General features: G+C 38.6%; 24 protein-coding genes. 18 read left to right on the top strand and 6 right to left on the bottom strand.

The window, feature by feature from the left end; all coding sequences use genetic code 11:
• Together LMF89_RS13775 and LMF89_RS26225 are read right to left on the bottom strand one after the other, a co-directional pair.
• Positions 1-1,383 carry an FAD-binding oxidoreductase gene (locus tag LMF89_RS13775; RefSeq protein ID WP_229535592.1) on the bottom strand — a complete coding sequence of 461 codons (1,383 nt, stop codon included), beginning with the start codon at positions 1,381-1,383 and terminating at the stop codon, positions 1-3.
• A gap of 197 nt (positions 1,384-1,580) precedes the next feature.
• The gene (locus LMF89_RS26225; protein WP_229535620.1) at positions 1,581-2,219 is read right to left on the bottom strand and encodes a response regulator; all 639 of its coding nucleotides are present in this window, start codon (positions 2,217-2,219) and stop codon (positions 1,581-1,583) included.
• Positions 2,220-2,525: 306 nt separating this feature from the next.
• Between LMF89_RS26225 and sdaAB the strand changes: the two genes are divergently transcribed.
• The 3 genes from sdaAB to LMF89_RS13755 all read left to right on the top strand — a co-directional run bounded on the left by sdaAB (position 2,526) and on the right by LMF89_RS13755 (position 4,629).
• Positions 2,526-3,188 (top strand): L-serine ammonia-lyase, iron-sulfur-dependent subunit beta, encoded by a 663-nt coding sequence (gene sdaAB, locus LMF89_RS13765; RefSeq protein ID WP_229535591.1) that lies wholly within the window; start codon positions 2,526-2,528, stop codon positions 3,186-3,188.
• 28 nt (positions 3,189-3,216) lie between these two features.
• A complete protein-coding gene (gene sdaAA, locus LMF89_RS13760) occupies positions 3,217-4,107 on the top strand; it encodes an L-serine ammonia-lyase, iron-sulfur-dependent, subunit alpha (RefSeq protein WP_229535590.1) in 891 nt (296 codons plus the stop codon).
• Between the two features lie 138 nt (positions 4,108-4,245).
• Entirely contained in the window at positions 4,246-4,629 is a 384-nt protein-coding gene (locus LMF89_RS13755; RefSeq protein WP_007953356.1) for a RidA family protein, read from the top strand.
• Between the two features lie 101 nt (positions 4,630-4,730).
• Here LMF89_RS13755 and lgt read toward each other — a convergent pair whose 3' ends face one another.
• Positions 4,731-5,534: a prolipoprotein diacylglyceryl transferase gene (gene lgt / locus LMF89_RS13750; protein WP_229535589.1), complete on the bottom strand. Its 804-nt coding sequence runs from the start codon at positions 5,532-5,534 to the stop codon at positions 4,731-4,733.
• Positions 5,535-5,647: 113 nt separating this feature from the next.
• Between lgt and LMF89_RS13745 the strand changes: the two genes are divergently transcribed.
• The 11 genes from LMF89_RS13745 (at position 5,648) to mglC (ending at position 15,999) form a co-directional block, all read left to right on the top strand.
• The gene (locus tag LMF89_RS13745; protein ID WP_229535588.1) at positions 5,648-6,175 is read left to right on the top strand and encodes a TlpA family protein disulfide reductase; all 528 of its coding nucleotides are present in this window, start codon (positions 5,648-5,650) and stop codon (positions 6,173-6,175) included.
• Positions 6,176-6,185: 10 nt separating this feature from the next.
• On the top strand, positions 6,186-6,911 hold the full coding sequence (locus LMF89_RS13740; RefSeq protein WP_229535587.1) for a cytochrome c biogenesis CcdA family protein: 726 nt from the start codon (positions 6,186-6,188) through the stop codon (positions 6,909-6,911).
• A gap of 173 nt (positions 6,912-7,084) precedes the next feature.
• Positions 7,085-7,693: a response regulator gene (locus tag LMF89_RS13735; protein WP_229535586.1), complete on the top strand. Its 609-nt coding sequence runs from the start codon at positions 7,085-7,087 to the stop codon at positions 7,691-7,693.
• On the top strand, positions 7,666-8,223 hold the full coding sequence (locus LMF89_RS13730) for a PP2C family protein-serine/threonine phosphatase (RefSeq protein ID WP_229535585.1): 558 nt from the start codon (positions 7,666-7,668) through the stop codon (positions 8,221-8,223). The genes LMF89_RS13735 and LMF89_RS13730 overlap by 28 nt, the downstream gene beginning before the upstream one ends.
• 51 nt (positions 8,224-8,274) lie before the next feature.
• The gene (locus LMF89_RS26065) at positions 8,275-8,499 is read left to right on the top strand and encodes a hypothetical protein (RefSeq protein ID WP_304622606.1); all 225 of its coding nucleotides are present in this window, start codon (positions 8,275-8,277) and stop codon (positions 8,497-8,499) included.
• Positions 8,436-9,269, top strand: a complete 834-nt coding sequence (locus LMF89_RS13725; protein ID WP_304622605.1) for an aldo/keto reductase — start codon at positions 8,436-8,438, stop codon at positions 9,267-9,269. Before LMF89_RS26065 ends, LMF89_RS13725 begins: the two co-directional genes overlap by 64 nt.
• A gap of 342 nt (positions 9,270-9,611) precedes the next feature.
• Positions 9,612-10,784 (top strand): galactokinase, encoded by a 1,173-nt coding sequence (locus LMF89_RS13720; protein WP_229535584.1) that lies wholly within the window; start codon positions 9,612-9,614, stop codon positions 10,782-10,784.
• 209 nt (positions 10,785-10,993) lie between these two features.
• The gene (locus LMF89_RS13715; protein WP_369412604.1) at positions 10,994-12,205 is read left to right on the top strand and encodes an ROK family transcriptional regulator; all 1,212 of its coding nucleotides are present in this window, start codon (positions 10,994-10,996) and stop codon (positions 12,203-12,205) included.
• A 95-nt stretch (positions 12,206-12,300) separates the two neighbouring features.
• Complete coding sequence (locus LMF89_RS13710) at positions 12,301-13,326, top strand: galactose ABC transporter substrate-binding protein (protein ID WP_007953342.1); 1,026 nt, start codon at positions 12,301-12,303, stop codon at positions 13,324-13,326.
• Between the two features lie 125 nt (positions 13,327-13,451).
• On the top strand, positions 13,452-14,969 hold the full coding sequence (locus tag LMF89_RS13705) for a sugar ABC transporter ATP-binding protein (RefSeq protein WP_229535582.1): 1,518 nt from the start codon (positions 13,452-13,454) through the stop codon (positions 14,967-14,969).
• Between the two features lie 16 nt (positions 14,970-14,985).
• Complete coding sequence (gene mglC, locus LMF89_RS13700; RefSeq protein WP_229535581.1) at positions 14,986-15,999, top strand: galactose/methyl galactoside ABC transporter permease MglC; 1,014 nt, start codon at positions 14,986-14,988, stop codon at positions 15,997-15,999.
• A 170-nt stretch (positions 16,000-16,169) separates the two neighbouring features.
• On the opposite strand, the gene LMF89_RS13695 is transcribed toward mglC, so the two are convergent.
• Both LMF89_RS13695 and LMF89_RS13690 read right to left on the bottom strand, forming a co-directional pair.
• On the bottom strand, positions 16,170-16,466 hold the full coding sequence (locus LMF89_RS13695; RefSeq protein ID WP_229535580.1) for a hypothetical protein: 297 nt from the start codon (positions 16,464-16,466) through the stop codon (positions 16,170-16,172).
• Between the two features lie 34 nt (positions 16,467-16,500).
• Positions 16,501-16,953, bottom strand: a complete 453-nt coding sequence (locus LMF89_RS13690; protein WP_007953337.1) for a hypothetical protein — start codon at positions 16,951-16,953, stop codon at positions 16,501-16,503.
• A 408-nt stretch (positions 16,954-17,361) separates the two neighbouring features.
• Here LMF89_RS13690 and LMF89_RS13685 point away from each other — a divergent pair, with 408 nt between their 5' ends.
• Positions 17,362-17,883 (top strand): hypothetical protein, encoded by a 522-nt coding sequence (locus LMF89_RS13685; protein WP_229535579.1) that lies wholly within the window; start codon positions 17,362-17,364, stop codon positions 17,881-17,883.
• A 424-nt stretch (positions 17,884-18,307) separates the two neighbouring features.
• Here LMF89_RS13685 and purB read toward each other — a convergent pair whose 3' ends face one another.
• A complete protein-coding gene (purB, locus tag LMF89_RS13680; RefSeq protein ID WP_229535578.1) occupies positions 18,308-19,666 on the bottom strand; it encodes an adenylosuccinate lyase in 1,359 nt (452 codons plus the stop codon).
• 452 nt (positions 19,667-20,118) lie between these two features.
• Between purB and LMF89_RS13675 the strand changes: the two genes are divergently transcribed.
• The 3 genes from LMF89_RS13675 (at position 20,119) to LMF89_RS25810 (ending at position 22,522) form a co-directional block, all read left to right on the top strand.
• A complete protein-coding gene (locus LMF89_RS13675) occupies positions 20,119-21,276 on the top strand; it encodes an aminotransferase class V-fold PLP-dependent enzyme (protein ID WP_229535577.1) in 1,158 nt (385 codons plus the stop codon).
• Positions 21,273-22,295 (top strand): ThiF family adenylyltransferase, encoded by a 1,023-nt coding sequence (locus LMF89_RS13670; RefSeq protein WP_229535576.1) that lies wholly within the window; start codon positions 21,273-21,275, stop codon positions 22,293-22,295. The genes LMF89_RS13675 and LMF89_RS13670 overlap by 4 nt, the downstream gene beginning before the upstream one ends.
• 104 nt (positions 22,296-22,399) lie before the next feature.
• Entirely contained in the window at positions 22,400-22,522 is a 123-nt protein-coding gene (locus LMF89_RS25810; protein ID WP_369412606.1) for a PLP-dependent transferase, read from the top strand.
• Positions 22,523-22,550: the final 28 nt, after the last annotated feature.

Here is a 22,550-nt window from a genome sequence, read left to right as displayed (position 1 = left end):
TTAACACTCTCCCACTAATTTTCCTGGGTTTAAAATCAAGTTAGGATCAAGTGCGCGCTTGATTGATCTCATCGCATTCATGGTTACTAGGCCATGTTGCTGTTCCATCCATGGTAGTTTGCCAAGACCAATGCCGTGTTCGCCACTTAATGTACCGCCTAGAGCAATTGCCGCTTTAAACATTTCATCCATAGCTTGGTAAACTCGTTCCATTTCTTCTGGAATACGAATGTCACACACAATTGTAGGGTGCATATTGCCATCGCCAGCATGACCGAAGGTACCGATTGTCACATTATGTTTTTTTGCAATGCTGCTTACTTCACGAAGGAAATCAGGTACTTTATTACGAGGTACAGTGGCATCTTCTACATAGGTGGTAGGACGAAGTTTGGCCAAAGCTGGCAAAGCAGCACGACGAGCGGCCCACAACTTATCGCGTTCAGCATCATCTTTAGCGATTTGTACAAAATCAGCATGATTTGCTTTAAGAGCTTCCATAACTTTTTCAGCTTCTTTTTCTACAACGATGGGGTTGCCATCGACTTCAATTAAAAGTACGGCTTCTGCATCTAGTGGCAGGCCTACTTTCGCATAATCTTCTACGGTACGAATTGTAGCGTTATCCATAATTTCTAGAGTGGCAGGGATGATTTTTGCTGCAATAATAGCGGAAACTGCTTTGCCAGCATTATCAAGATCTTTAAAGATTGCCATCATAGCTTTTTTGGCTTCTGGTGCAGGGACTAGTTTGGAAATAATTTTAGTGATGACACATAAGGTGCCTTCTGATCCAGTAAAGAGTTTGGTCATATCATAACCAGAAACATCTTTAACATTTTTTCCGCCTGTATTCATAATATCCCCGTTTGCTAAGACAACTTCTAAACCCATAACATAATGTTTAGAAACGCCGTATTTTAGACCACGCAAGCCACCTGCATTTTCTGCTACCGTGCCGCCTAAAGTTGCAGTTGCCACAGTACCAGGATCAGGAGGATAAATAAGACCTAATGAAGCTATTTCTTTATTTAAGTCAGCCACAATAACACCGGGTTCTGCTACAGCTACTAGGTTTTCTAAATCAACTTCTAAAATTTTATTTAGGCGAGTCATTAATAATACAATACCACCTTTTGTAGGGACACAGCCTGCGCTAAGGTTAGTGCCTGATCCTCTGGTATATACTGGGATATGATTTTCGTTAGCCAGTTTTAAAATTTTAGAAGTCTCTGCAGTATTAGCTGGTGATACAACTGCATCTGGCATGTGAGCATGACCAGGTGTTGCATCATAGGAGTAACAGTATAAGTCCTCGGCGCTTGTCAATACATTTTCTTCTCCAACAATCTCTTTCAACGCATTGATGTGGTGTTTTTCCATTTTAAATAACCCCTTTATCTTTTAATTGGAACCTTGATGATAAAATATAATACCTTCATTGTAACATGTTTGAAAAATACAAACTATTTGTATTTTCACTTAAATATGAAAAAAAGTAAATAAGGCATATACAGTAAAAACCTGTAGGGTTGCATCCTACAAGAATGTAGGATGCAACCCTACATCATGATGACAGATTAAATCGTTATTAATTTATATTGAATTGCATAATTCACTAAATCAGATTTTTTATGAATATTTAATTTATTCATAATCCGTGAACGATAGGTGTCAATGGTTTTAGGACTAAGAGAAAGAGTATTGGCAATTTCGCTGTTCGTGTGCCCAAGAGCCAGAAAGCGAAGCACTTCACGCTCACGTACACTGAGCACTTTATATGGATGCTGCAGATCATACGTATCAGAGTCGTTATAAAGCAAATTATTCAATAAGGATTGGGAGAGCTTTTCACTTAAATAACGCTTACCTTTATGGATATTAATAATACTTTCCATCAATTCTGTATCGGCTGACTTTTTTAAGACATAGCTATTGGCTCCGGAACGCATGACTTCCTTAATATATTCTTCATCATCGTACATACTTAAAACCAGAATAGGACATGTTAGTCCTCGGGAGCGAATTTCTTTAATACAATCAATACCATTCATATCTGGCATTGACAAGTCAAGAATTAGAACATCAGGAGCAAGAGATTTGACCAAGGAGATCGCTTCAATGCCATTTTCTGCTTCTCCTACTACTTCAAATTGAGGATCACTATTGAGCAGCGATTTTAATCCTGAACGTAAAACAGCGTGATCATCAGCTAAAATAATACGGATCTTATTTATAATGACACCCCCCTCTTTAAAGTATAGAAGTTCTTACTTATACTGTAACATATAAAAAAAAACACGTAAACCTAATTACATGATTGAGTGATCAATTGGTAATCGGTTAAGGAGATTGCAAGGCAAAAGTATATTGCTTGGAGGAAAATGAATAGCATATTGTATACGATCCAGTTATAAGTGTTATTGTCCGCGGAGAGTAAACATGTTAATATGATAATAGATGAACAGGTGAGTACATTCAGGAGTTTTTGAGTTACATGCATCTTGAAGGAGATGAAAATTTAAATGAATATTTTTGATGTAATTGGTCCAGTCATGATCGGTCCTTCCAGCTCCCATACAGCTGGCGCAGTGCGCTTAGGAAATTTAGCATTAGCTATTTTAGGGGAAGGCGTGAAAGAGGCTGTGATTGGCTTGCATGGTTCTTTTGCTCAAACGTATCGAGGACATGGTACCGATTTGGCTCTGTCAGCAGGTCTGCAGGGATGGGCAACAGATGATATCCGTATTCCAAAATCTTTCGATTCAGCAAAAGAGGCGGAAATTGAAATCTCTTTTACCACTATTAACCTAGGTGATTTGTCTCATCCTAATTCGGTTCGGTTCTGGCTGACGGGCGTGAATGGAAATAAGTGCACAGTAACGGGGGCCTCTATTGGTGGAGGTCGTGTTGTGGTTACGAATATAGATGATTTTCCTGTAGAATTTAGTGGTGAATTCCCAGCCATTTTGACAATGCACCGTGATCGTCCTGGTGCCATTGCCTTAGTTACAAGTATTTTGTCTACACAAGGTGTGAATGTTGCGCAGATGAAGGTATTTCGTAAACAAAAAGGTGGTTTAGCGGCTATGATTGTTGAGACTGATCAGCCAATTGACGATGCAGCATTTGAGGTCATTGGAAAGTTGCCTCATATACAATCGGTGCGCCGTATTCAGTTAGTATAAGATGGTAAAGTGATGAGGTGAAAAAAGTATGGAAGAAAAGTTATCTCTGCAAGAATGGATTGATCTAGCAGAAACAGAAAATAAAAGTTTTGGTGATTTTTGTATAGAATTCCAAGCAAAAGAGTTAGAGATGGACAAAAGAGTCTTACTAGAGCGCATGGAGGAAATGCTACATGTAATGGAGCAGTCTGTTGTGATTGGTCTTACAGGTATTACTTCTATGGGAGGTCTGGTTGGTGGTAATGGAAAAAAAGTAGAGACTTACAGGGCCGAATCTGCTGATAAGAGTGTTGTAGGCAGTGTGATGTCTAAAGCTATAATGATTGCTCTGGCTGTAGGAGAAGCGAATGCTTCCATGGGGCGTATTGTGGCTGCTCCTACGGCAGGTGCCAGCGGTACCTTGCCGGCTGTTTTATTTTCCTTGGCCGAAACTCGTGGTTCTTCCATGGAAGAACTTGGGAAATCTTTGATAGTGGCAGGTGCTATTGGCATGGTGATTGCCTCCAGAGCTTCGTTGTCAGGAGCGGCTGGCGGTTGTCAAGCTGAGTGCGGCTCGGCTGCCGCTATGGCAGCTGGTGCAGCTGTAGAACTATATGGGGGCAGTCCAGAGCAAGTGGGGCATGCAGTTGCGATTACCTTAAAAAATATGTTGGGATTAGTTTGTGATCCGGTAGCTGGATTAGTGGAGGTACCTTGTGTAAAACGTAATGCAGGAGCCGCCGCTCAAGCGATGGTAGCTGCTGAAATGGCATTAGCTGGAATTTGCAGTGTCATACCTGTTGATGAAGTAATTGATGCTATGGCTGCAGTTGGGAATGCAATGTCTTGTACCTTGAAAGAAACCGCTCAAGGCGGGCTGGCTGCATCACCTACAGGAATTCTTCTAGCCAATAAGCTATTTGCCAAAGTGGAATCATAGTACATACGATCTATATGCTGTGGATATTGTAATTTGAAATTTACAACTAAAAGTAATTTTTAACCTAAAATTACAGGAGTTTTTTTCTTCACAACGAAAATAATAAGATATTAAAGTCAAAATTAAAGGAGAATGAATATGAAGACTGTAGTTAATACTGATTTTGCTCCTCAAGCGATTGGACCTTATTCACAGGCAATTAAGGCCAATGGATTTTTATTTGTTTCAGGACAAATACCTTTAGATCCGATGACAGGACAGATTGTTTATGGTGGAATTGAATCACAAACCTATCAGGTACTAAATAATCTTAAGGCAATTTTAGAAAAAGAGGGACTGCTCTTTGAACATGTTGTAAAAACGAGTGTATTTTTAAAAGACATGGAAGATTTTGCTGCCATGAATAAAGTTTACGCAGAGTATTTTAAAACGGAGCCACCAGCTCGAGCATGCGTACAAGTTGGCAGACTGCCTCGTGATGTAAGTGTGGAAATTGAAGTAATTGCCGTCTACGAAAAGTAAAAAATACAGTCTCAAACCTTTCGGTTTTGAGGCTGTATTTTTTAAAAATTGTATATTTAATAGATTGACAAATGATCTAAATGTTATACTATAAATGATAATTATTTTTTCCCTTTTTGTTTTTTAGGTTCCGAAGGTTGTGACTTTTGTTTTAAACCGCACCACACAAAAAAGATACTGCCGATAATGATTAGGGCAAGGCTGGTTAACTGAGCAGATTTTAAGCCTAAAAGCAGTGTGCCATAGTCACCTCGCAAAAATTCCAAGAAAAATCGAGCGATAGAGTATAAAATGGCATAGAGAATAAACACCTGACCTTTAGCATGGTTGGTAGTGCGAAAGAGTAGTAACAGAACGAAAATGATGATGTCAATTTGTCCTTCCCAAATTTCAGCAGGCCAAAGAGGTTTATCCCCATACACTTGATAAGCCAAGGTTGTTGCAGGATAGATAATACCAAAAGGACCACCTGTAGGATGTCCAAAAGCATCGCCATTTAATAAATTTGCCATGCGCCCAATGGATTGCCCCATGATGATTGCTGGAGCTATAATATCAGCAAAGGCCCAGGTATCAATGTGATGACGTTTCGTATAAATATATCCAGCAAGGAAACCGAAAAGGATGCCGCCTTGTATCGCCATTCCACCTTGCCAAACGAAAGGGATTTCTAATAGATGATGCTGGTAATAATCCCAATCAAAGAAAAAGACATCCCATAAGCGGGCGCCAACAATTCCAGATAAGCCGCCATAAATTCCTATATCCACAACATGTTCATGCCAGCGGCCATCTTGTTTTGCTAAAAAATATGCTGTGCCTGTTGCAAGAATAATACTTAAGCTAAGTATTAAGCCATAGGCCCGAATTGGGAAGTCGCCGATAAAAAAAAGATATTGGTGCATAAAGCCCTCCTAGTATGGTTTTATTTTTGTACGTTCAGCTTGTGTCTATAGTATAACAAAATTTGGTTATTAAACAAATCATAAGATAATATTAATGAGATGAGGCAGATGCGATGAGAAAAAAACTGTTTATTACGTTGCTGGTACTTTTAGCCTTTGCAGGAGTTTGGTATGTTGGGTTCTTCGAGAAAGAGCCAACACCACAAACACAGCCACCAGATGGAAAAATTGATGTAAAAGTGGGAAAGAATTCACCATCTTTTACTCTTGATAGCTTGGCAGGCAATCAAGTTACTGTTGGGAAAACCGGCAGGATTACTGTCATTAATTTCTGGGCTACCTGGTGTCCACCTTGTTTAGAAGAAATGCCTGAATTAGAGAAGTTTGCTAAGAAAAATCAGCAAAAGGTACAATTTTATGCTGTTAACTTGCAGGAATCTCAAGAAAATGTAAGGGGTTTTATGAATAAGCATAATTATACCATGCCCGTCCTATTAGATAAAGATGGCATAGTTGCTAAACAATTTCAAATTACTGCAATCCCCACTACGATTATAGTGGATAAAAACGGTTTTATAAAGCATCGGCAATCTGGGGCGATGACGATGAATCAGCTAGATGGCATCATAAACAGTTTGTAGGGGAGATGACATGGATTATAATGAAGTTACTTTATTAACAGCTTTTATTGCCGGCATCATTTCGTTCTTATCTCCTTGCATACTACCCTTGCTGCCTACGTATATGGCATTTCTGACAGGAGCAGAATCTGAAAAAATACATGATAATAAGCCTGTTAGCACATGGCCGTTTTTGCTGCGCATAAGTTGTTTTCTAAGTGGACTTAGCCTAGTATTTATAATGATGGGAGCTACGGCTTCTTATTTTGGACAGCTTTTTCTGGATTACCAAGACGCGATTCGCCAAATTGGTGCAATCTTCATGGTGATTATGGGAATTCATTTATTAGGAATTGTAAAGTTAGAATGGTTAGAACGGGAATATCGCCCGTTATTACAAAATACCTTCCAAGGACCGATTGGCGCATTTATTTTGGGGGTGGCTTTTACGGCAGGCTGGACTCCCTGCACGGGTCCAATTCTAGCTTCTATCTTAGTATATGCAAGTACCACCATCACTCTTGGTCAGGGGGCTTTCTTGCTGTTCATCTATTCATTAGGATTTTCAGTACCTTTTTTATTAATGGCTTTGTTCTTTAAAAACTATTTTTTCCGGATCAAAATCGTTATGAAATGGCTGCCATATCTACAGGGCCTATCAGGAGTAATGATCATTATCATCGGTATAATGCTATATTTCAATCTAATTCAAAGGGTACTGGGCATCTTTTTAGGATTTGACGGATTTCAATTGTAGATGTAGAGTGATTGAATCCTGAATCTTAGCGCAGTTAGTCATCGGATAAAAGGAAAAAGCCATAGAGCATTTGCCCTAGTGGAAGGAATATTTACAAGAAGGTAGAAAAGATACACATAGATAGCGTGGGATTGAACAAAGGAAACGGAGTTATTATTCTAGGAGGTGGTTTGATGAAAAATAGTATTTTAATCGTTGATGATCTGACTTTTAATCGAAAGCAAATTAAAGCAGTATTAAAAGATATGCAGCAGATTGAATTTTATGATGCGGAAGATGGATTTCAGGCGATTAAAGAAGTTGAAGATAATGATATTGATTTAATTATATTAGATTTAATGATGCCAGGCAAAGATGGATTTGATGTCCTTAGAGAACTAAAAGCTGATGCTAAATACAAAGATATTCCGATTATTGTCTATTCAGGAATGGATAATATTGATAGTATAAATCAAGCATTAGAATTAGGTGCTTATGATTATTTTTCCAAACCCCTGACAATGGAGCAAATACAATTTGTCGTTCCTGTAAAAGTTAAAAATGCATTGGACAGTTATGTTCAGCGCAAAGCGTTACTGCGTATGCATGAAAAGATGAAGTTAGAATTAATGCTGGCAAATGTTTTGCAGCAAACATTAATAGCAACCTCAAAAAAAGACCACTGGCTGATATGTATGGTAAATATCTTTCTTGTGATGAAATTGGTGGGAATTTTTATGAATGTGTACAGTTTGAAGACAATGTCTGGTTTATTATGGCAGATGTTTCAAGTCATGGAGTAGCGGCAGCTATGATTGCTTCGATGATTAAAGTGGATTTTACGAATTCGATTAAGTACTTGTCTTGTCCTGCAGAAGTTTTGCGTCATATGAATGATACTTTCTATTCTATGATGCAAGGGGATTATACTTTCACTGCTGTTGTGGGCAAAAGGCAAGGCAATGTTCTTGCATTCGCTAATGCGGGTCATAGCCATCCTATGGTTTATACACATGAAACAGATCACGTACATGTTCTCTATTCAAAGGATAAGCCTGTCGGCCTTGTGGAGAAGGCAGAATATAGTTCCCATAAGATTATAGTTAGTACAGAAGATATTATTTTTCTTTATACAGATGGATTATTTAATACCCGGGAACAATATGATATGGAAATGAATTATCAGGACTTAAGTGGTTGTTTTATGAACTATAAGCATATCGTTCAAGAGAATCCGGAAGAGTTTTTTAATGTCGTGTTACGATTATTTGCAGGAATTGCGGATGAAAAAGTAATTGATGATGTTTCCTTGATGTTGATTAAAATTCACTAGCTGTAGATGAGTCTATGGTCGAAGCGCTGATAAGATGTGAGGGGAATCAAAATGACATATGTGGCGCGCAAGGAACGGTATGATACAATGAAATACAATTATTGTGGGAATAGTGGCTTAAAGATTTCAGCGATTTCTCTTGGACTTTGGCATAACTTTGGAGATGTAAATAGTTATGAGAACAGCCGTGCTATGTCCGTCGAGCTTTTGATTTGGGCATTACTCATTTTGATCTTGCCAATAACTATGGTCCGCCTCCAGGCTCTGCCGAAGTAAATTTTGGAAGAATTCTTCGTGATGATTTTAAAGGTTATAGAGATGAGATAGTGATATCTACTAAAGCTGGCTATAGAATGTGGCCAGGTCCCTATGGTGATTTTGCTTCTAAGAAATATCTGGTGGCTAGCATTGATCAAAGTTTAAAACGTATGGGATTAGACTATGTGGATATCTTTTATCATCATCGTCCGGATGAGATGACTCCATTAGAGGAGACAATGGGGGCGCTTGATAGTATCGTTCGTCAAGGTAAGGCACTGTATATTGGACTATCTAATTATAAACCTGATCAGGCGAAAAAAGCCTTTGCCATTCTTACAGCTTTGGGAACGCCTTGCCTGATCCATCAGCCTAGGTACTCGATGCTAGATCGATGGATTGAGGATGGTTTACTTACTCTACTGGAGGATGCAGGGGTTGGTTGTATCGCTTTTTCCCCTTTAGGCAAGGGAGTGCTGACCAATCGGTATTTATATGGAGTACCTGAAGATTCTAGAGCTGCTAGTCAAAGTACCTTTCTAAAATCAGAAGACATTACAGAAAATCTGATTTTGAAAGTTGCCATGCTAAATAAGATTGCTGAACAAAGAAAGCAAAGTATGGCACAGTTGGCTTTAGCTTGGGTTCTGCGCAATAAGCAGATGACTTCTGTTTTAATTGGTGCCAGTAAGGTTAGCCAAATTGATGATTGTGTAGGAGCATTACAACGTCTTGATTTCACTGTAGAAGAGTTAGATGCGATTGATCGTATTTTAGAGAATCACTAGTGAGGTAAGTATCATTTTATTATACATAGATGTTAATCCAGAGACTGAACCACTTCTGTTTTGAGGTTTGTATAAATTTAGTCATATACCTAAAATAGGCACATATCGTAAAATAACTTAGCATTTTGTTAAGTTATTTTTATTTATAAAAAAGTTATCGGAAAAAACTGAAAAATGCAGCAATAAAAAAGGAATTTACCAAATAATAGCGAATACATTATTTTACTTAGTAAAACATTTAAAAAAGTATTGTTATTTGATCATCGATAGAGAAATGGGCATACTGATTCACGCCATAGCAGATTGATTAGCAGAGGGTCTTTTAATTAGGAGGGGTTAGTCATGAATGTTCTTCAATTTAAGGACAGATTTCACAAAGAATATGGAAGCAGTAACAATCAGCCAATACATTGCTTTTTCTCACCTGGTAGAGTTAACTTAATCGGTGAACACATTGATTATAATGGCGGTCATGTATTTCCAGCAGCCTTATCTTTAGGGATTTATGGTACAATACGCTTTCGCTCAGACAACCTAATTCAGTTGAAATCTACCAATACAGAGCCGACTGTTTCTGTAGATCTAAAGCAGCCCATTGCATTTAACGAAGAAGATCGTTGGGCTAATTATCCCAAAGGCGTAATTAAGCATTTGCTGGATGATGGATGTTCGCTAAAAGGCTGTGACATTTTGTTTTCAGGTAATCTTCCTGATGGAGCAGGTCTTTCTTCTTCGGCAGCTCTCTTAGTTTTGGTAACCTTCATGTTACGTTATGTTGGCGGAGAAACCAATATGGATAGGGTTGAATTGGCGAAGTTCTGCCAGCAGGTAGAAAATCGATTCATGGGAGTTAATTGTGGAATTATGGATCAATTTTCAGTGGCGATGGGAAGGCAAGACCATGCCATATTATTGGATTGTGATACCTTACAATATAAATATACTCCTTTTGTATTAGGAGAATATAGTTTAGTCATTATGAATACCAATAAGAAACGAGAATTAGCAGATTCGAAATATAATCAACGCCGAGGCGAATGCGAAGCAGTATTAGGGATTATACGAGAGCAGCGTCAAGTGGCGAGTCTTTGCCAAGTATCCTTTGAGGATGTAGAAGAATATGTGAAAGATGATGTATTGCAGCGTAGGGCGCGTCATGTTATTTCGGAAAGCCGTCGAGTCTTATTAGCCGTTGAGCTTCTGGGTCAAGGGGATATTACGGGTTTTGCTAATCTTATGACTCAGTCTCATATATCTTTAAAGAATGATTATGAAGTAACAGGTTTAGAATTAGATACGATGGTTGAATGTGCTCTTAAGAGGACTGGATGTATTGGTGCACGTATGACAGGAGCTGGATTTGGCGGTTGTGCTATTGCGTTGGTTGCAACTGATCAATTAGAATCATTCACAGTAACAGTAAGCCAGGAATATAAACAAAAGACAGGTTTGAAACCGGACTTTTATGTGGCAAGAATTTCAGATGGTGTAAAAGCCATTGACTGCTCCAGGTAAAAGATTGGATATTTATAGTGATTATGCAAAGGATTCTCAATATTCCTAATTGCGAAAAAATATTGCGAATAATAATAGCAGGAAGTTGCATAAATGTTAAATCCATGGGAGTGTTGGCATATAATCTGAAATGATTTTTAGATATTGTGCTGCATTCTTGGGTCCAGAAGAATTTTAATGGTGTGCGCCACTAAAGGGTAGGGGATAGAGTGGAAAATGTTATGGCAAATAGTTTTAAATTAGGAAGCAGTAATGATGCATTAACGCTGAATGTGATTCGACGCCAGGGACCCGTATCCAGGGTGGAAATTTCCAAGATGACAGGTTTAACTCCGCCAACGGTTACCAATATTACAACGAAGTTACTAGAATTGGGTTTGATAGCGGAAGATCGAATTGGGGAGTCCAGTGGTGGGCGTCGGCCATTATTATTAAAAATTAATAGTCTTTTGGCAACTGTTATTATTGTATATATTCGCTCTGAAAGAATGATCGGATATGTGATAGATCCCGAATTTCAAATCCAATTAGAAGACAGCAGAAGTATTAAAGGCAAAAAAGAAGATGAAATTTTAAAGATGTTGCTGGATATTATTAGTGATTGTCGCAAAGGAGCTGGTGTTCCTGTGCTTGCTGTAGGAGTTGTGGTTCGCGGTCCAGTGAGAAGAAAAGATGGAATTGCTGTATTTGTGCCTAATATTGGCTGGCGGAACACACCCTTAAAAGGGATTATTGAGGAACATATTGGGTTACCTGCCTTTATTGAAAATGATGTGAAAGCATTAAGTAATGGTGAATATTATTATGGTTCTGTAAAAGATGCCAAAAGTATGATTTTATTAAAAGTTAGTCATGGTATTGGCGGTGGTATTATCTTTAATGGCAGTCTCTATCGAGGTGTCAATGATAGTGCCGGTGAAGTGGGTCATACGACAATTGACATTGCGGGTCCTATATGTAGTTGTGGGAATTACGGTTGTTTAGAAGCATTAGCTTCAGAGAATGCTTTAGTGGATGCAGTAGCAAAAGCGATTAAGGAAGGACAAAGCTCTATTATTTACGACATGGTAAAGGGCGACTTGAAAGAGCTGACTCCCGAGGTCATTTATGAAGCCGCAGATGCTGGTGATGAGTTAGCGATTCGTATGTTAGGACAGGTAGCAAGATACTTGGGCATTGGCATTGCGAATCTTGTTAATACTTTTAATCCTGAAATTCTTATAATTGGCGGAGGTATAGTGAGAGGACGTCAATATATTGAAGATATAGTTAGACAAATTGTTGAAGATCGATCTTTTGAAAGTTCTAGCAATGTTTTAGAAATTAGTTTTTTAACTACGACAACAGAAAATACTCTAAAAGGTGCAGCCGATATTGTATTTGCTGAAATTACAGAATCAATATGGCTGGGTCAGCGGTAATTGCTAATGGTGGCACTATTATAAGACCAAGAGTACGTATTCTAGGTTTTATAATCTGTAATATCCACACTAAATTATTGGAGGAGGGTTAAACTATGAAAAAAAACTGGAAGGGACTTATGGTGGCAACGCTCTTAGCTGGGGCATTGGTAGCTGGATGTTCGAGCTCAACACCACCTGCTGCAGATGCAAACAAAGGTGGTAAAAATTTAATTGGTGTCGCAATCTATAAATTTGATGACACATTCATGAGTGGTGTACGAAGTGCCATCTCCAAGGCTGCTGAAGGCAAGGCCCAATTGGAGATCGTTGACAGTCAGAACTCCCAACCAACTCAGAACGATAAAGTTGATTTATTTATTAACAAAAAAGCAAAAGCTCTTGCCATTAATCCAGTTGATCGCAATGCGGCAGGTGTAATTATTGATAAAGCAAAAGCTGCGAATATTCCTGTAGTATTCTTAAACCGTGAACCTTTGCCAGAAGATATGAAAAAGTGGGATAAGGTATACTATGTGGGAGCCAAGGCTGAGCAATCTGGAATCATGGAAGGTCAATTAGTAGTAGACTACTTTAAAGCTCATCCTACCAAAGATGGAGTCATCCGCTATGTTATGTTAAAAGGTGAGCCAGGTCATCAAGACGCTGAAATGCGTACTAAATTTGCTATTAAAGCAATTGAAGATGCAGGTTTAAAAGTTGAGAAAGTAGCTGAAGATACTGCAATGTGGGATCGTGTAAAAGGTCAAGAAAAAATGGCGGCTTTTCTAGCAGCTCATGGGGACAAAATTGATGTTGTGCTTGCCAATAATGATGATATGGCTTTAGGCGCTATCGAAGCGTTAAAAGCTAAAGGTTATTTTAAAGATGGTAAATTCATGCCTGTAGTTGGTGTTGATGCTACTGCTCCTGCATTAAAGGCACTGGAAGAAGGTACACTTTATGGTACCGTTTTAAATGATGCTAATAATCAGGGCAAAGCTACTTTTAATCTTACTGATGTATTGGCTCAAGGTCAGACTCCTAGTAAAGAAAACACTGGTTATACGATCACAGATGGTAAGTATGTCTGGATTGATTATAAAAAGATTACGAAAGAAAACATGAACGAAGCTAAATAAATTTCTTCTTTTGGGATCGAAAAATTTAAAAATGGCAAGGGTTAATGTATGTTAGATTGTACCCTTGCCATTTTGATTACTAAGGGATAGTAAAATGCCTTTGAGAGAAAGAGAGGCGCTTAATAATGACAGAAATTGAATTTTTACTTGAAATGAATAACATCTCTAAAGAATTTCCGGGCGTTAAAGCACTTGATGACGTAACGCTTAAGGTTAGGCCTGGTACTGTACATGCTCTCATGGGAGAAAACGGTGCAGGAAAATCAACGTTAATGAAATGTCTTTTCGGGATTTACCAACAAGATGCTGGTGAAATTATCTTAAATCAGCAAAAACTAGAAATACATAATTCTAAAGATGCATTGAATTATGGCATATCCATGATTCATCAGGAATTGCATCCTGTTCCTCATCGAGATGTAATGGAAAATGTATGGCTAGGACGTTTTCCTATGACTGGTTTTGGTCCCTTTCAATTTGTGGATCATAAAAAAATGTATACTGATACTGCTGCTTTATTTCAACAATTGGAAATTGATATTGATCCCAATGCATTGGTTAAAACCCTATCTGTATCGAAAGTGCAGTCTATTGAAATTGCTAAAGCTGTATCCTTTAATTCGAAAATTATCGTGATGGACGAACCAACATCTTCTTTGACTGGTAATGAGGTGGAACAGTTATTTAAGATTATACGTGACTTACGAAAAAGAGGAGTTTCGATCATTTATATATCTCATAAAATGGAAGAAATTCTCCAAATATCAGATGATGTTACGATTATGCGGGATGGCAAATATATTGGTACCTGGAATGCTTCGGAGCTGACCACTGACTTAATTATTTCTAAGATGGTTGGACGTGATCTCACCCAACGCTTTCCGGAGCGCAGCAATGTACCTGGTAAAGTGGTGCTGAGAATAGAAAATCTTACGTCGCCCAATCCCCGGTCTTTTAAAAATATTACTTTTGATCTTCGAAAAGGCGAAGTACTTGGAATCAGTGGGCTTGTAGGTGCCCAACGTACGGAGCTGGTGGAAGCAATTTTTGGATTGCGTACCATAGCAGATGGTAAATTTATTTTGAATGGGAAAGAGGTCAAAATTAAGTCGCCAGCAGATGCCAAAAAATATAAAATTGCTTTACTTACGGAAGAACGACGTGTTACAGGAATCTTTCCGGTTTTACCGATCGTGGAAAATACAGCAATTGCTGATCTGAATGCTTATCAAACATCTTATTTCTTTCTTAACGAGAAAAAGATGAAAGAAGATACAGCGAAGAGTGTTGAAAAACTTAGAATAAAAACGCCCTCTATCAAGGAGCTAATTAAGAACCTGTCCGGGGGGAATCAGCAAAAAGTTTTAATTGGGCGATGGTTGCTTACTGATCCAGATATATTACTTCTTGATGAGCCAACCCGTGGTATTGATGTTGGTGCAAAGTTTGAAATTTATACGATTATTACAGAGCTTGTCAAGCAAGGGAAGAGCATCATCATGATATCTTCTGAAATGCCTGAAATCTTAGGAATGTCGGATCGAATCATGGTAATGTGTGAAGGACGACTTACGGGTATACTGGATCGAAAGAATGCTACTGAACGAGAAATTATGCGCCATGCAACCTTATATTTGGCGTGAAAAAGGAGGTTAAAAAATGAACTTTGATACGAAAAAATTAAATGAATTCTTTTTGCAATATGCAATCTATGGTGTCCTAATCGTTCTTATCATAGCAATTGCCATCTATAATTCAAATTTTTTATCAATAAATACCCTGCGTGATATTTTAATGCAGTCTTCCACTCGGGTAATCATTGCTCTCGGTGCTGGCTTTGTATTGATAACAGCAGGTGTTGATCTTTCCGCCGGACGTGTAGTAGGTTTGGCTGCTGTATTATCCGGTTCCATGTTGCAAATAGCAGATTACTCGCGAAGGTTTTTTCCAAACCTGCCTGATTTGCCAATCTGGATCCCAATTCTTGTGGCTGTTATTGGCGGTCTTATTGTAGGTATAGTCAATGGATGGATTGTGGCTAAATTTAGTGTACCACCGTTTATTGCAACATTAGGTACCTACGTTATGGTTTATGGCGTAAATTCGATTTATTTTGATATGAAGCCAAATGAATCACAGCCAATTGGTGGCTTAAGACCTGATTTTACAATCATCGGCTCGGGATCAATTGGCACTGGTCCCTATTCGATTCCCTATATCGTGCTGATAGCCCTGATCGTAGCTTTTGTTGTTTGGGTGATTTTCAACAAAACAAAGCTAGGTAAAAATATGTATGCCATTGGCGGTAATATTAATGCTGCAAAAGTGTCGGGAATTAATGTTGGTCTTAATTTGATTATGATTTATGCAATTGCGGGAGCACTTTATGGCTTTGCTGGTGTACTGGAAGCTGCAAGAACAGGTGGTGCGACTAACAATTATGGTAACATGTATGAGTTAGATGCAATTGCTGCTTGTGTCGTAGGCGGTGTTTCTACGACCGGCGGTATTGGCACAGTGCCAGGCATACTAGTAGGGGTAGTAATTTTTACGGTTATTAACTATGGCTTAACCTTTGTTGGAATGAACCCTTATTGGCAGCTTATTATAAAAGGTCTCATTATTGTTTCAGCAGTTGCAGTGGATATTCGAAAATATATTTCCAGAACCTAAGAAAAAAACGCTGCGCGTCCTTTAAAAATAAGACCTTTTGAACGCGAAGACATGAAGAATAGGAAGAACACGAAGCAAATTATAAACGTTTGCCATGAAAAAGCAAAGTGACTACCGATTGGCAGCCACTTTGTTTTTTATTGATTGTATCATATTTATTTCAGTTTATATCAGAAGGGATTAAAGGAAAAAATGCTGGAATTAGAATTAGCATAAAGAACTTTTTGCTTTCGTTTTTTTGTTATTGGTGTGTGTTTAGAGTAGTTATACAACAGCTCAGTTGTTATTTCGGAATAGAGTGTACCGTCTGGTCTTTGGATTTGATCTTCTACCATCCATTTTTTTATATCTGATATGGTAAATTGGGTAGGTAACATTTCAGCATCAACTGCTAATTTCATATCCTCAATCAGAGATGCTTCACACAATACAAGAGACTCTGCTTTTTTGCCCTGGTTTAATTCCATAATATGAATTCTCCTTTCTAGTAAGGGTCTTTTATTAATAAATGATACGAATACTGCCATCTTTATATATTTCTATATCATTATAGCTATCGAATATTCTTTTTGCTGCATCGCTGCTTACGGTGCTAAGTTCAATGTTGCCATAGATAATCTCATGATAATGATTGAAAGTTCCTAAGTTGTTAATTGCCATATAACAGTGAGCGTTATTTCGATAGCCTGTAGGTGCTAGCTTCACGCCATGTTTTTTTAGCCATTCGACCGTTGCCTCGTGATTTGGAAGGCTTTTGGTCAGATGGGCAATAGCATGGCGATCTGTACCGACATGTCCTATTTTAAAATGATCCAGACATTCTTGGCAAATACCTTTAGCTCCGACAAAAGCGACTGCTACAGGTTTATCCTCATAGCAATAAAAACAGGTACCATTATTATGACGGTGCCATTTATAAATATCTTCATATGTTTTTTTCTTGCGAAAGGTCATGAGTTCAAATCTCCTATGTATTTTATAGTATAAACCCTAATGGCGCAGGTACAATGTCCTCGCCAATATTCACAAGGCTAGGGATGATGCTGTACTAGTATACCTGTTTATCTTCATCTTGTATACACGAGTTTTTGTAAGAAATCAACGTGATTCTGACTATTATGAGTATAGTCTAACATAATAGCGATTCTGAAAAAATATAAGGTAGGAGATGAGGTAAGCAGGATACTTCTGTCTTATTTGCGAATAGTACAAGAAATGATGATCGTAATCCTCATTGTATTCATTTAAACTTCTTCTTTCATTATTCTACATTGTTATTTGAAGATAGTAAACATGCTAACTAAGATTTTGCAGGTATGATTATAAAGAAGCAGAAAGCCACTTTTAAGGAGGAAATTAGTTTTGTTAATACCATGGGAAATTGTAGCCGAGGATAGCGAAGAGGCACGTAACCTTGTAGAAAAATTATTGGAGGTTGCGGCTAGCGATCCTCTTATTTTGAGTGAAATCATGCGGGGGGTATTGCACGAAGATCCCTGTATTAAGATGCAAGCTGCATCTATGGTAGAAAAGGTGACACGTGTTCGTCCTTTATTCTTGACGCCTTATAGAAGAGTATTACTCAATGAATTCTCGAAGATCAATCAGCCTGGAGTACGCAGGCAAGTTGCAGTGCTCTATGGGCGCATTATGTGGGATGAATGGGAAATGAAGCAAGTGGTTGTTTTGCTTAGCCAATGGATTGAGACACAAGAAGATGAAGATAGTGTTAAGAACTCCATCGAGTCTCTTCATAAACTGACTATGCAAAAGGAATGGATTCTTCCTAAATTTAGGGAGTGCCTGGTGAAGACTACAGAACATGGAAATCCTGGCATCAGCAGTTTAGCCAATGAAATTCTTCATCGCAGTAGCGACTTCTAATTCTAGAAATGAATGGAAGTATTAAAGCGGTTTAGTTCTTTAGATAAAAAAATTGACTATTGGAAAGTTTTATGTTAGAGTAGAACCCAAAATTAGTATCGTGTGGCTGATCAGGAGACTGAAGGCAAAGAAAATGGATTATTTTCTTTGCCTTCAGTCTTTTTTGTACAAAGTGAATAGGCTGTGTTAAATCCAAAGAAATATTTCCTGTATTCATGATTAGTTTATTAAAAATGACAAGGGGTGAATTTTATGTCAATTAATCTTACAAGTTGCTTGATTATCTGCTTTAATTACTAGAAGTGAGTCTCTTAGGTTGGAAGCGCAGTCTTCGAGAGAAGAGAGGATCAATCAAGTAGCAAGAAAAAAATGAACTGCCGCCTAGATTTGTAGGCGGCAGTTTATTTTAAGTATTGTCGTTTTCTTACTTTATGTGCTTAACCAGTTCTACAGCCAAGCCGATATACTTTTGTGGCGTTAAAGCGAGTAAGCGAATTTTATCTTCTTTTGGCAACTCTACGCTTTCGATAAAAGAACGAATTTCTGCTTCGCCAATTGCTTTTCCTCGAGTAATTTCTTTTAACTTATCATAGGCATTCGTATGTCCATGCTTACGCATCACGGTTTGTATAGCTTCTGATAGGACCTCCCAAGCATCGGTCAAGTGACTTTCAATAACCTGATTATTAGTCAGGGTTTTGCCAAAACCTTTTAAAGCATAAGACAAGGCTATATGAGAATATCCAATGGCAGCTCCTATATTGCGTTGCGCCGAGGAGTCGCTAAGATCTCTTTGTAAGCGGGATATAGGCAGTTTATTTGCCAGATGATCCAGTAGCGCATTGCTAAGCCCCAGATTTGCCTCTGAGTTCTCAAAATCGATAGGGTTGACCTTATGAGGCATGGTTGATGAGCCAACTTCACCACTTATGGTTTTTTGTTTAAAATAACCCAAAGAGATATACAGCCACATATCTCGGTCAAAATCTAGGACAATATTATTAAAACGGTTGATGGCATGGAAACATTCTGCCACATAATCATGAGATTCTATTTGGGTTGTCAGCGGATTGTATTCCAGACCCAGTCCCTCAACGAAATTCTTGGCAACATTTTCCCAGTCGATTTCAGGATAGGCAATTTGATGAGCGTTAAAGTTACCAACGGCTCCATTGAATTTTCCTAGAAACTCAAGACTACGGATTTGTTTCAACTGTCGATTCCATCTGTACACAAATACAGCAAGCTCTTTTCCCATAGTGGTAGGAGACGCAGATTGTCCATGAGTATGTGCCAGCATTGCAACGTTTTTTAAAGTTTCGGCTTTGTTTGCCACTTCGGCAGCAAGCTCTTTAGCTGCTGGCAGCCAAACTTTATGGATGCCGTCCTTTAGCATTAATGCATAGGATAAGTTGTTGATATCCTCAGAAGTACAAGAAAAATGAATAAACTCAAGAACATCAGATAATGAAGTCGTACTCAGTGTATCTCTTAAGAAATATTCAACAGCTTTCACATCATGATTCGTAATTTTTTCGATCGCCTTAATTTTTAAAGCAACTTCCTCATCAAAAGTAGTAACAATCTTTCTCAGCAACTGTACTTCGTCAGATGTAAAAGTTCGTACTTGATTGAATGCGGGGTTAGATGCCATAGTAATCAGCCATTCAATTTCTATATGGGTGCGATATTTCATTAATGCCCATTCTGAAAAAAAGTCGCCTAATGGTTTGGTAACAGATTCATAGCGTCCGTCAAGCGGAGTTAAAGATTTAATACTCATAAATACCCTCTTTATTCTATAGATTTTTGTAAAAACCCTAAGTAAGCAGCGAAAGCGTAAGATAGGGTGTCAAATGCATGACGCACTGATACTTTTTGGGGTTGCTAGTATTATTTTATCACTATAGTCAAACTTTTTCCAAGAAGAAATATCGTATTTCGATATATATTGTCAAAAAAGATAGTGATAGAAACGATAAAGCAACAGTGCTTGCTGCCAATACACTAAGTTTAAGATATTTATCAAGGGTTCTTTTTAAAGAAGTTAAGTACTGGAGTTAAAAATGACTTGAATTCTAAATCCAAATGCAGTAATATTTAAACGACTAGTAATTTAGAAAAACAAAATTAGGACTGAGAAGATATTTAAGGCTAAGATCGTTGTATCCTGATAAAGGAGATGTCTTAGTCTTTTTTAGATTTGTAGTTTAATAGTAGGAAGGTGTAGTTTCTATGATCTATCTGGATAATGCTGCCACCTCTTGGCCTAAGCCGGAAAGCGTATATCAAATGGTTGACAAGGTTATGCGACAAATCGGAGCAAATCCTGGCCGTTCGGGGCATACCATGGCAATTGAAGCTGGCAGACTAGTTCAAGAAACAAGAGAATTAGCGGCAGCATTGTTTGCGATTCCTCATCCGTCTCAGGTGGTATTTACCTTAAATGTTACTGATTCTCTTAATCTGGCTTTAAAAGGATTGTTGCAGCCAGGTGATCATGTTATTACCAGTTCTATGGAACATAATGCTATGGCTCGCCCCTTAGAAGCGCTGCGTAAAAATGGAGTAACTGTTACCAAGGTGGCGACATCGCCTGTTAATGGAATTTCTCTCCGGGAGATTCAGAATGCTATTCAGGCAAATACCAAGTTAATTGCCATAACTCATGCTTCTAATGTGACTGGTACATTAAATCCCATTGGGGAAATTGGACAAATTGCAAAAGAGTTTGGTGTTACCTTTTTAGTAGATTGTGCCCAAACTGCAGGAGTTTTTCCAATCAATGTGCAGGAAATGGGAATTGACCTTTTGGCTTTTCCTGGTCATAAATCTTTATTAGGCTGTCAGGGGGTTGGCGGGCTATATGTCCATAAGGGGATTATTCTAAAAACCTTGCGTGAAGGCGGTACTGGCAGCCATTCCGAGTCTTTAGAACAACCTGATGAATTACCAGAACGGTATGAGAGCGGCACACTTAATACTTCAGGAATTGCCGGACTTGGAGCCGGCATTCGATATATCATGGAAACTGGTATGGAAAAGATAAAGCAGCGGGAAGAAGAATTGACAAATCTGTTAGTAGCAGGTTTGGCGAAAATACCGGGAGTGGTGCTTTATGGTCCGCCATTGGGACAGCAGCGAGCTGCTGTTGTGTCTTTTAATCTTGAGCAGATCAGTGCGAATGAGCTGTGTATGATTTTGGATAAATCCTTTCAGATTGCTGTCCGTCCAGGTCTGCATTGTGCCCCGGATGCTCATCGAGTACTGGGAACCTTGCAGGGGGGCACAATCCGTATTAGTCCAGGCTATTTTACTACAGAAGAAGAAATAGAAACGTGCTTACAGGCAATTACTGCCATTGGGAAAGAATTGGTGGAGGAAATGAAATGATACATGTACCAGAACGATACTCCAGGCAAGCTATTTTTCAAGGTATCGGTTCAGCGGGTCAGGAGAAGATTGGGCACAGTCGGGTGGCGATCATTGGTTTAGGAGCACTGGGAACTGTAGTTGCCAATAACTTGGTGAGAGCTGGGATTGGATATATACGCTTAATTGACCGTGATTTTGTAGAGATAAGCAATTTACAGCGGCAAACGATTTTTGATGAAGCGGATGTTCGTGAGCAACTTCCTAAAGCCGTTGCTGCTGCTCAGCATTTGGAAAAGGTCAATTCAGAAATAACACTAGAGGCAATTGTCAGCGATGTGAATGCCTCAAATATTGAAACGCTGTTAACGGATATTGACCTTGTCATGGATGGCACGGATAATTTTGAGACTCGCTTCCTTTTAAATGATGTCTGTTTAAAAAAGAATATTCCTTGGGTGCACGGGGCTGTATTAGGGAGTTATGGTCTTACTGCGAACATGATTCCAGGACAAACTCCATGTTATCGATGCTTCATGCCTGGAATGCCAGAAACAGGGGCTGGCGGCACTTGCAGCTCAGTTGGAGTGCTGAATATGATTACGGGTATCATTTCATCTTATGCATCGGCAGAAGCTTTAAAAATACTGGTTGGCAGTTCTGATATCAGAAAGTCAGCCCTTTTCATTGATGTTTGGAATAACTCTTTTCATAGCAAAGAGCTATCGAGGCAATCAGATTGTCCTGCCTGTGTTAAACATGAATATCATTATCTTGCTAAAGGAAAAGGTACCTATACGACTTTGCTATGCGGGCAAAAAGCAGTGCAGATTGTGCCAGGTCAGGTTCGCAAGATGGATTTTTCCGATATTCTAAAGCGTTTGGCCCATGTTGGAGAAATTCAATCCAATCCTTTTCTTTTGCGTTTGAAAATTCATGAGATAGAAATAACTCTTTTTGCTGACGGACGGGCGATTATCAAAAATGTTGAAAATGAAAATAAAGCAAAGGCCCTCTATACAGAGTATTTTGGATTGTGATCAATATGCAATGCATTACACATTTGTATATTTTTTGGATCATGACATTTAGTGATTGTCAATATGATTGTCCCGAGTGTAACTTTTCTTTCTCAGCAGTGTAGCTGCTGCCTGAAGAGCAATTAACGAGTGGTATTACAGAGGATCTTATACGCCTATCCATTGGACTGGAAGATATAGATGATTTACTGTATTATCTCGATAAAGCGCTTACTGTAAGTCAGTAATATAAAACAAACCGGTCTCTACAGTTTG

The sequence above is a fragment of the Pelosinus baikalensis genome (genome assembly GCF_020819555.1).
GTDB lineage: Bacteria > Bacillota > Negativicutes > DSM-13327 > DSM-13327 > Pelosinus > Pelosinus baikalensis.
This window is presented reverse-complemented; position numbering and strand designations above follow the sequence as displayed.

Coding starts and splice junctions, on each gene's coding strand:
- purB (WP_229535578.1), bottom strand. CDS start 19,666: ATGAGTATTAAATCTTTAACTCCGCTTGACGGACGCTATGAATCTGTT.
- sdaAB (WP_229535591.1), top strand. CDS start 2,526: ATGAATATTTTTGATGTAATTGGTCCAGTCATGATCGGTCCTTCCAGC.
- lgt (WP_229535589.1), bottom strand. CDS start 5,534: ATGCACCAATATCTTTTTTTTATCGGCGACTTCCCAATTCGGGCCTAT.
- LMF89_RS13720 (WP_229535584.1), top strand. CDS start 9,612: ATGAATGTTCTTCAATTTAAGGACAGATTTCACAAAGAATATGGAAGC.
- LMF89_RS13745 (WP_229535588.1), top strand. CDS start 5,648: ATGAGAAAAAAACTGTTTATTACGTTGCTGGTACTTTTAGCCTTTGCA.
- LMF89_RS13735 (WP_229535586.1), top strand. CDS start 7,085: ATGAAAAATAGTATTTTAATCGTTGATGATCTGACTTTTAATCGAAAG.
- LMF89_RS13730 (WP_229535585.1), top strand. CDS start 7,666: ATGGCAGATGTTTCAAGTCATGGAGTAGCGGCAGCTATGATTGCTTCG.
- LMF89_RS13705 (WP_229535582.1), top strand. CDS start 13,452: ATGACAGAAATTGAATTTTTACTTGAAATGAATAACATCTCTAAAGAA.
- sdaAA (WP_229535590.1), top strand. CDS start 3,217: ATGGAAGAAAAGTTATCTCTGCAAGAATGGATTGATCTAGCAGAAACA.
- mglC (WP_229535581.1), top strand. CDS start 14,986: ATGAACTTTGATACGAAAAAATTAAATGAATTCTTTTTGCAATATGCA.
- LMF89_RS13740 (WP_229535587.1), top strand. CDS start 6,186: ATGGATTATAATGAAGTTACTTTATTAACAGCTTTTATTGCCGGCATC.
- LMF89_RS13775 (WP_229535592.1), bottom strand. CDS start 1,383: ATGGAAAAACACCACATCAATGCGTTGAAAGAGATTGTTGGAGAAGAA.
- LMF89_RS13710 (WP_007953342.1), top strand. CDS start 12,301: ATGAAAAAAAACTGGAAGGGACTTATGGTGGCAACGCTCTTAGCTGGG.
- LMF89_RS26065 (WP_304622606.1), top strand. CDS start 8,275: ATGACATATGTGGCGCGCAAGGAACGGTATGATACAATGAAATACAAT.
- LMF89_RS13755 (WP_007953356.1), top strand. CDS start 4,246: ATGAAGACTGTAGTTAATACTGATTTTGCTCCTCAAGCGATTGGACCT.
- LMF89_RS13690 (WP_007953337.1), bottom strand. CDS start 16,953: ATGACCTTTCGCAAGAAAAAAACATATGAAGATATTTATAAATGGCAC.
- LMF89_RS13670 (WP_229535576.1), top strand. CDS start 21,273: ATGATACATGTACCAGAACGATACTCCAGGCAAGCTATTTTTCAAGGT.
- LMF89_RS13695 (WP_229535580.1), bottom strand. CDS start 16,466: ATGGAATTAAACCAGGGCAAAAAAGCAGAGTCTCTTGTATTGTGTGAA.
- LMF89_RS13675 (WP_229535577.1), top strand. CDS start 20,119: ATGATCTATCTGGATAATGCTGCCACCTCTTGGCCTAAGCCGGAAAGC.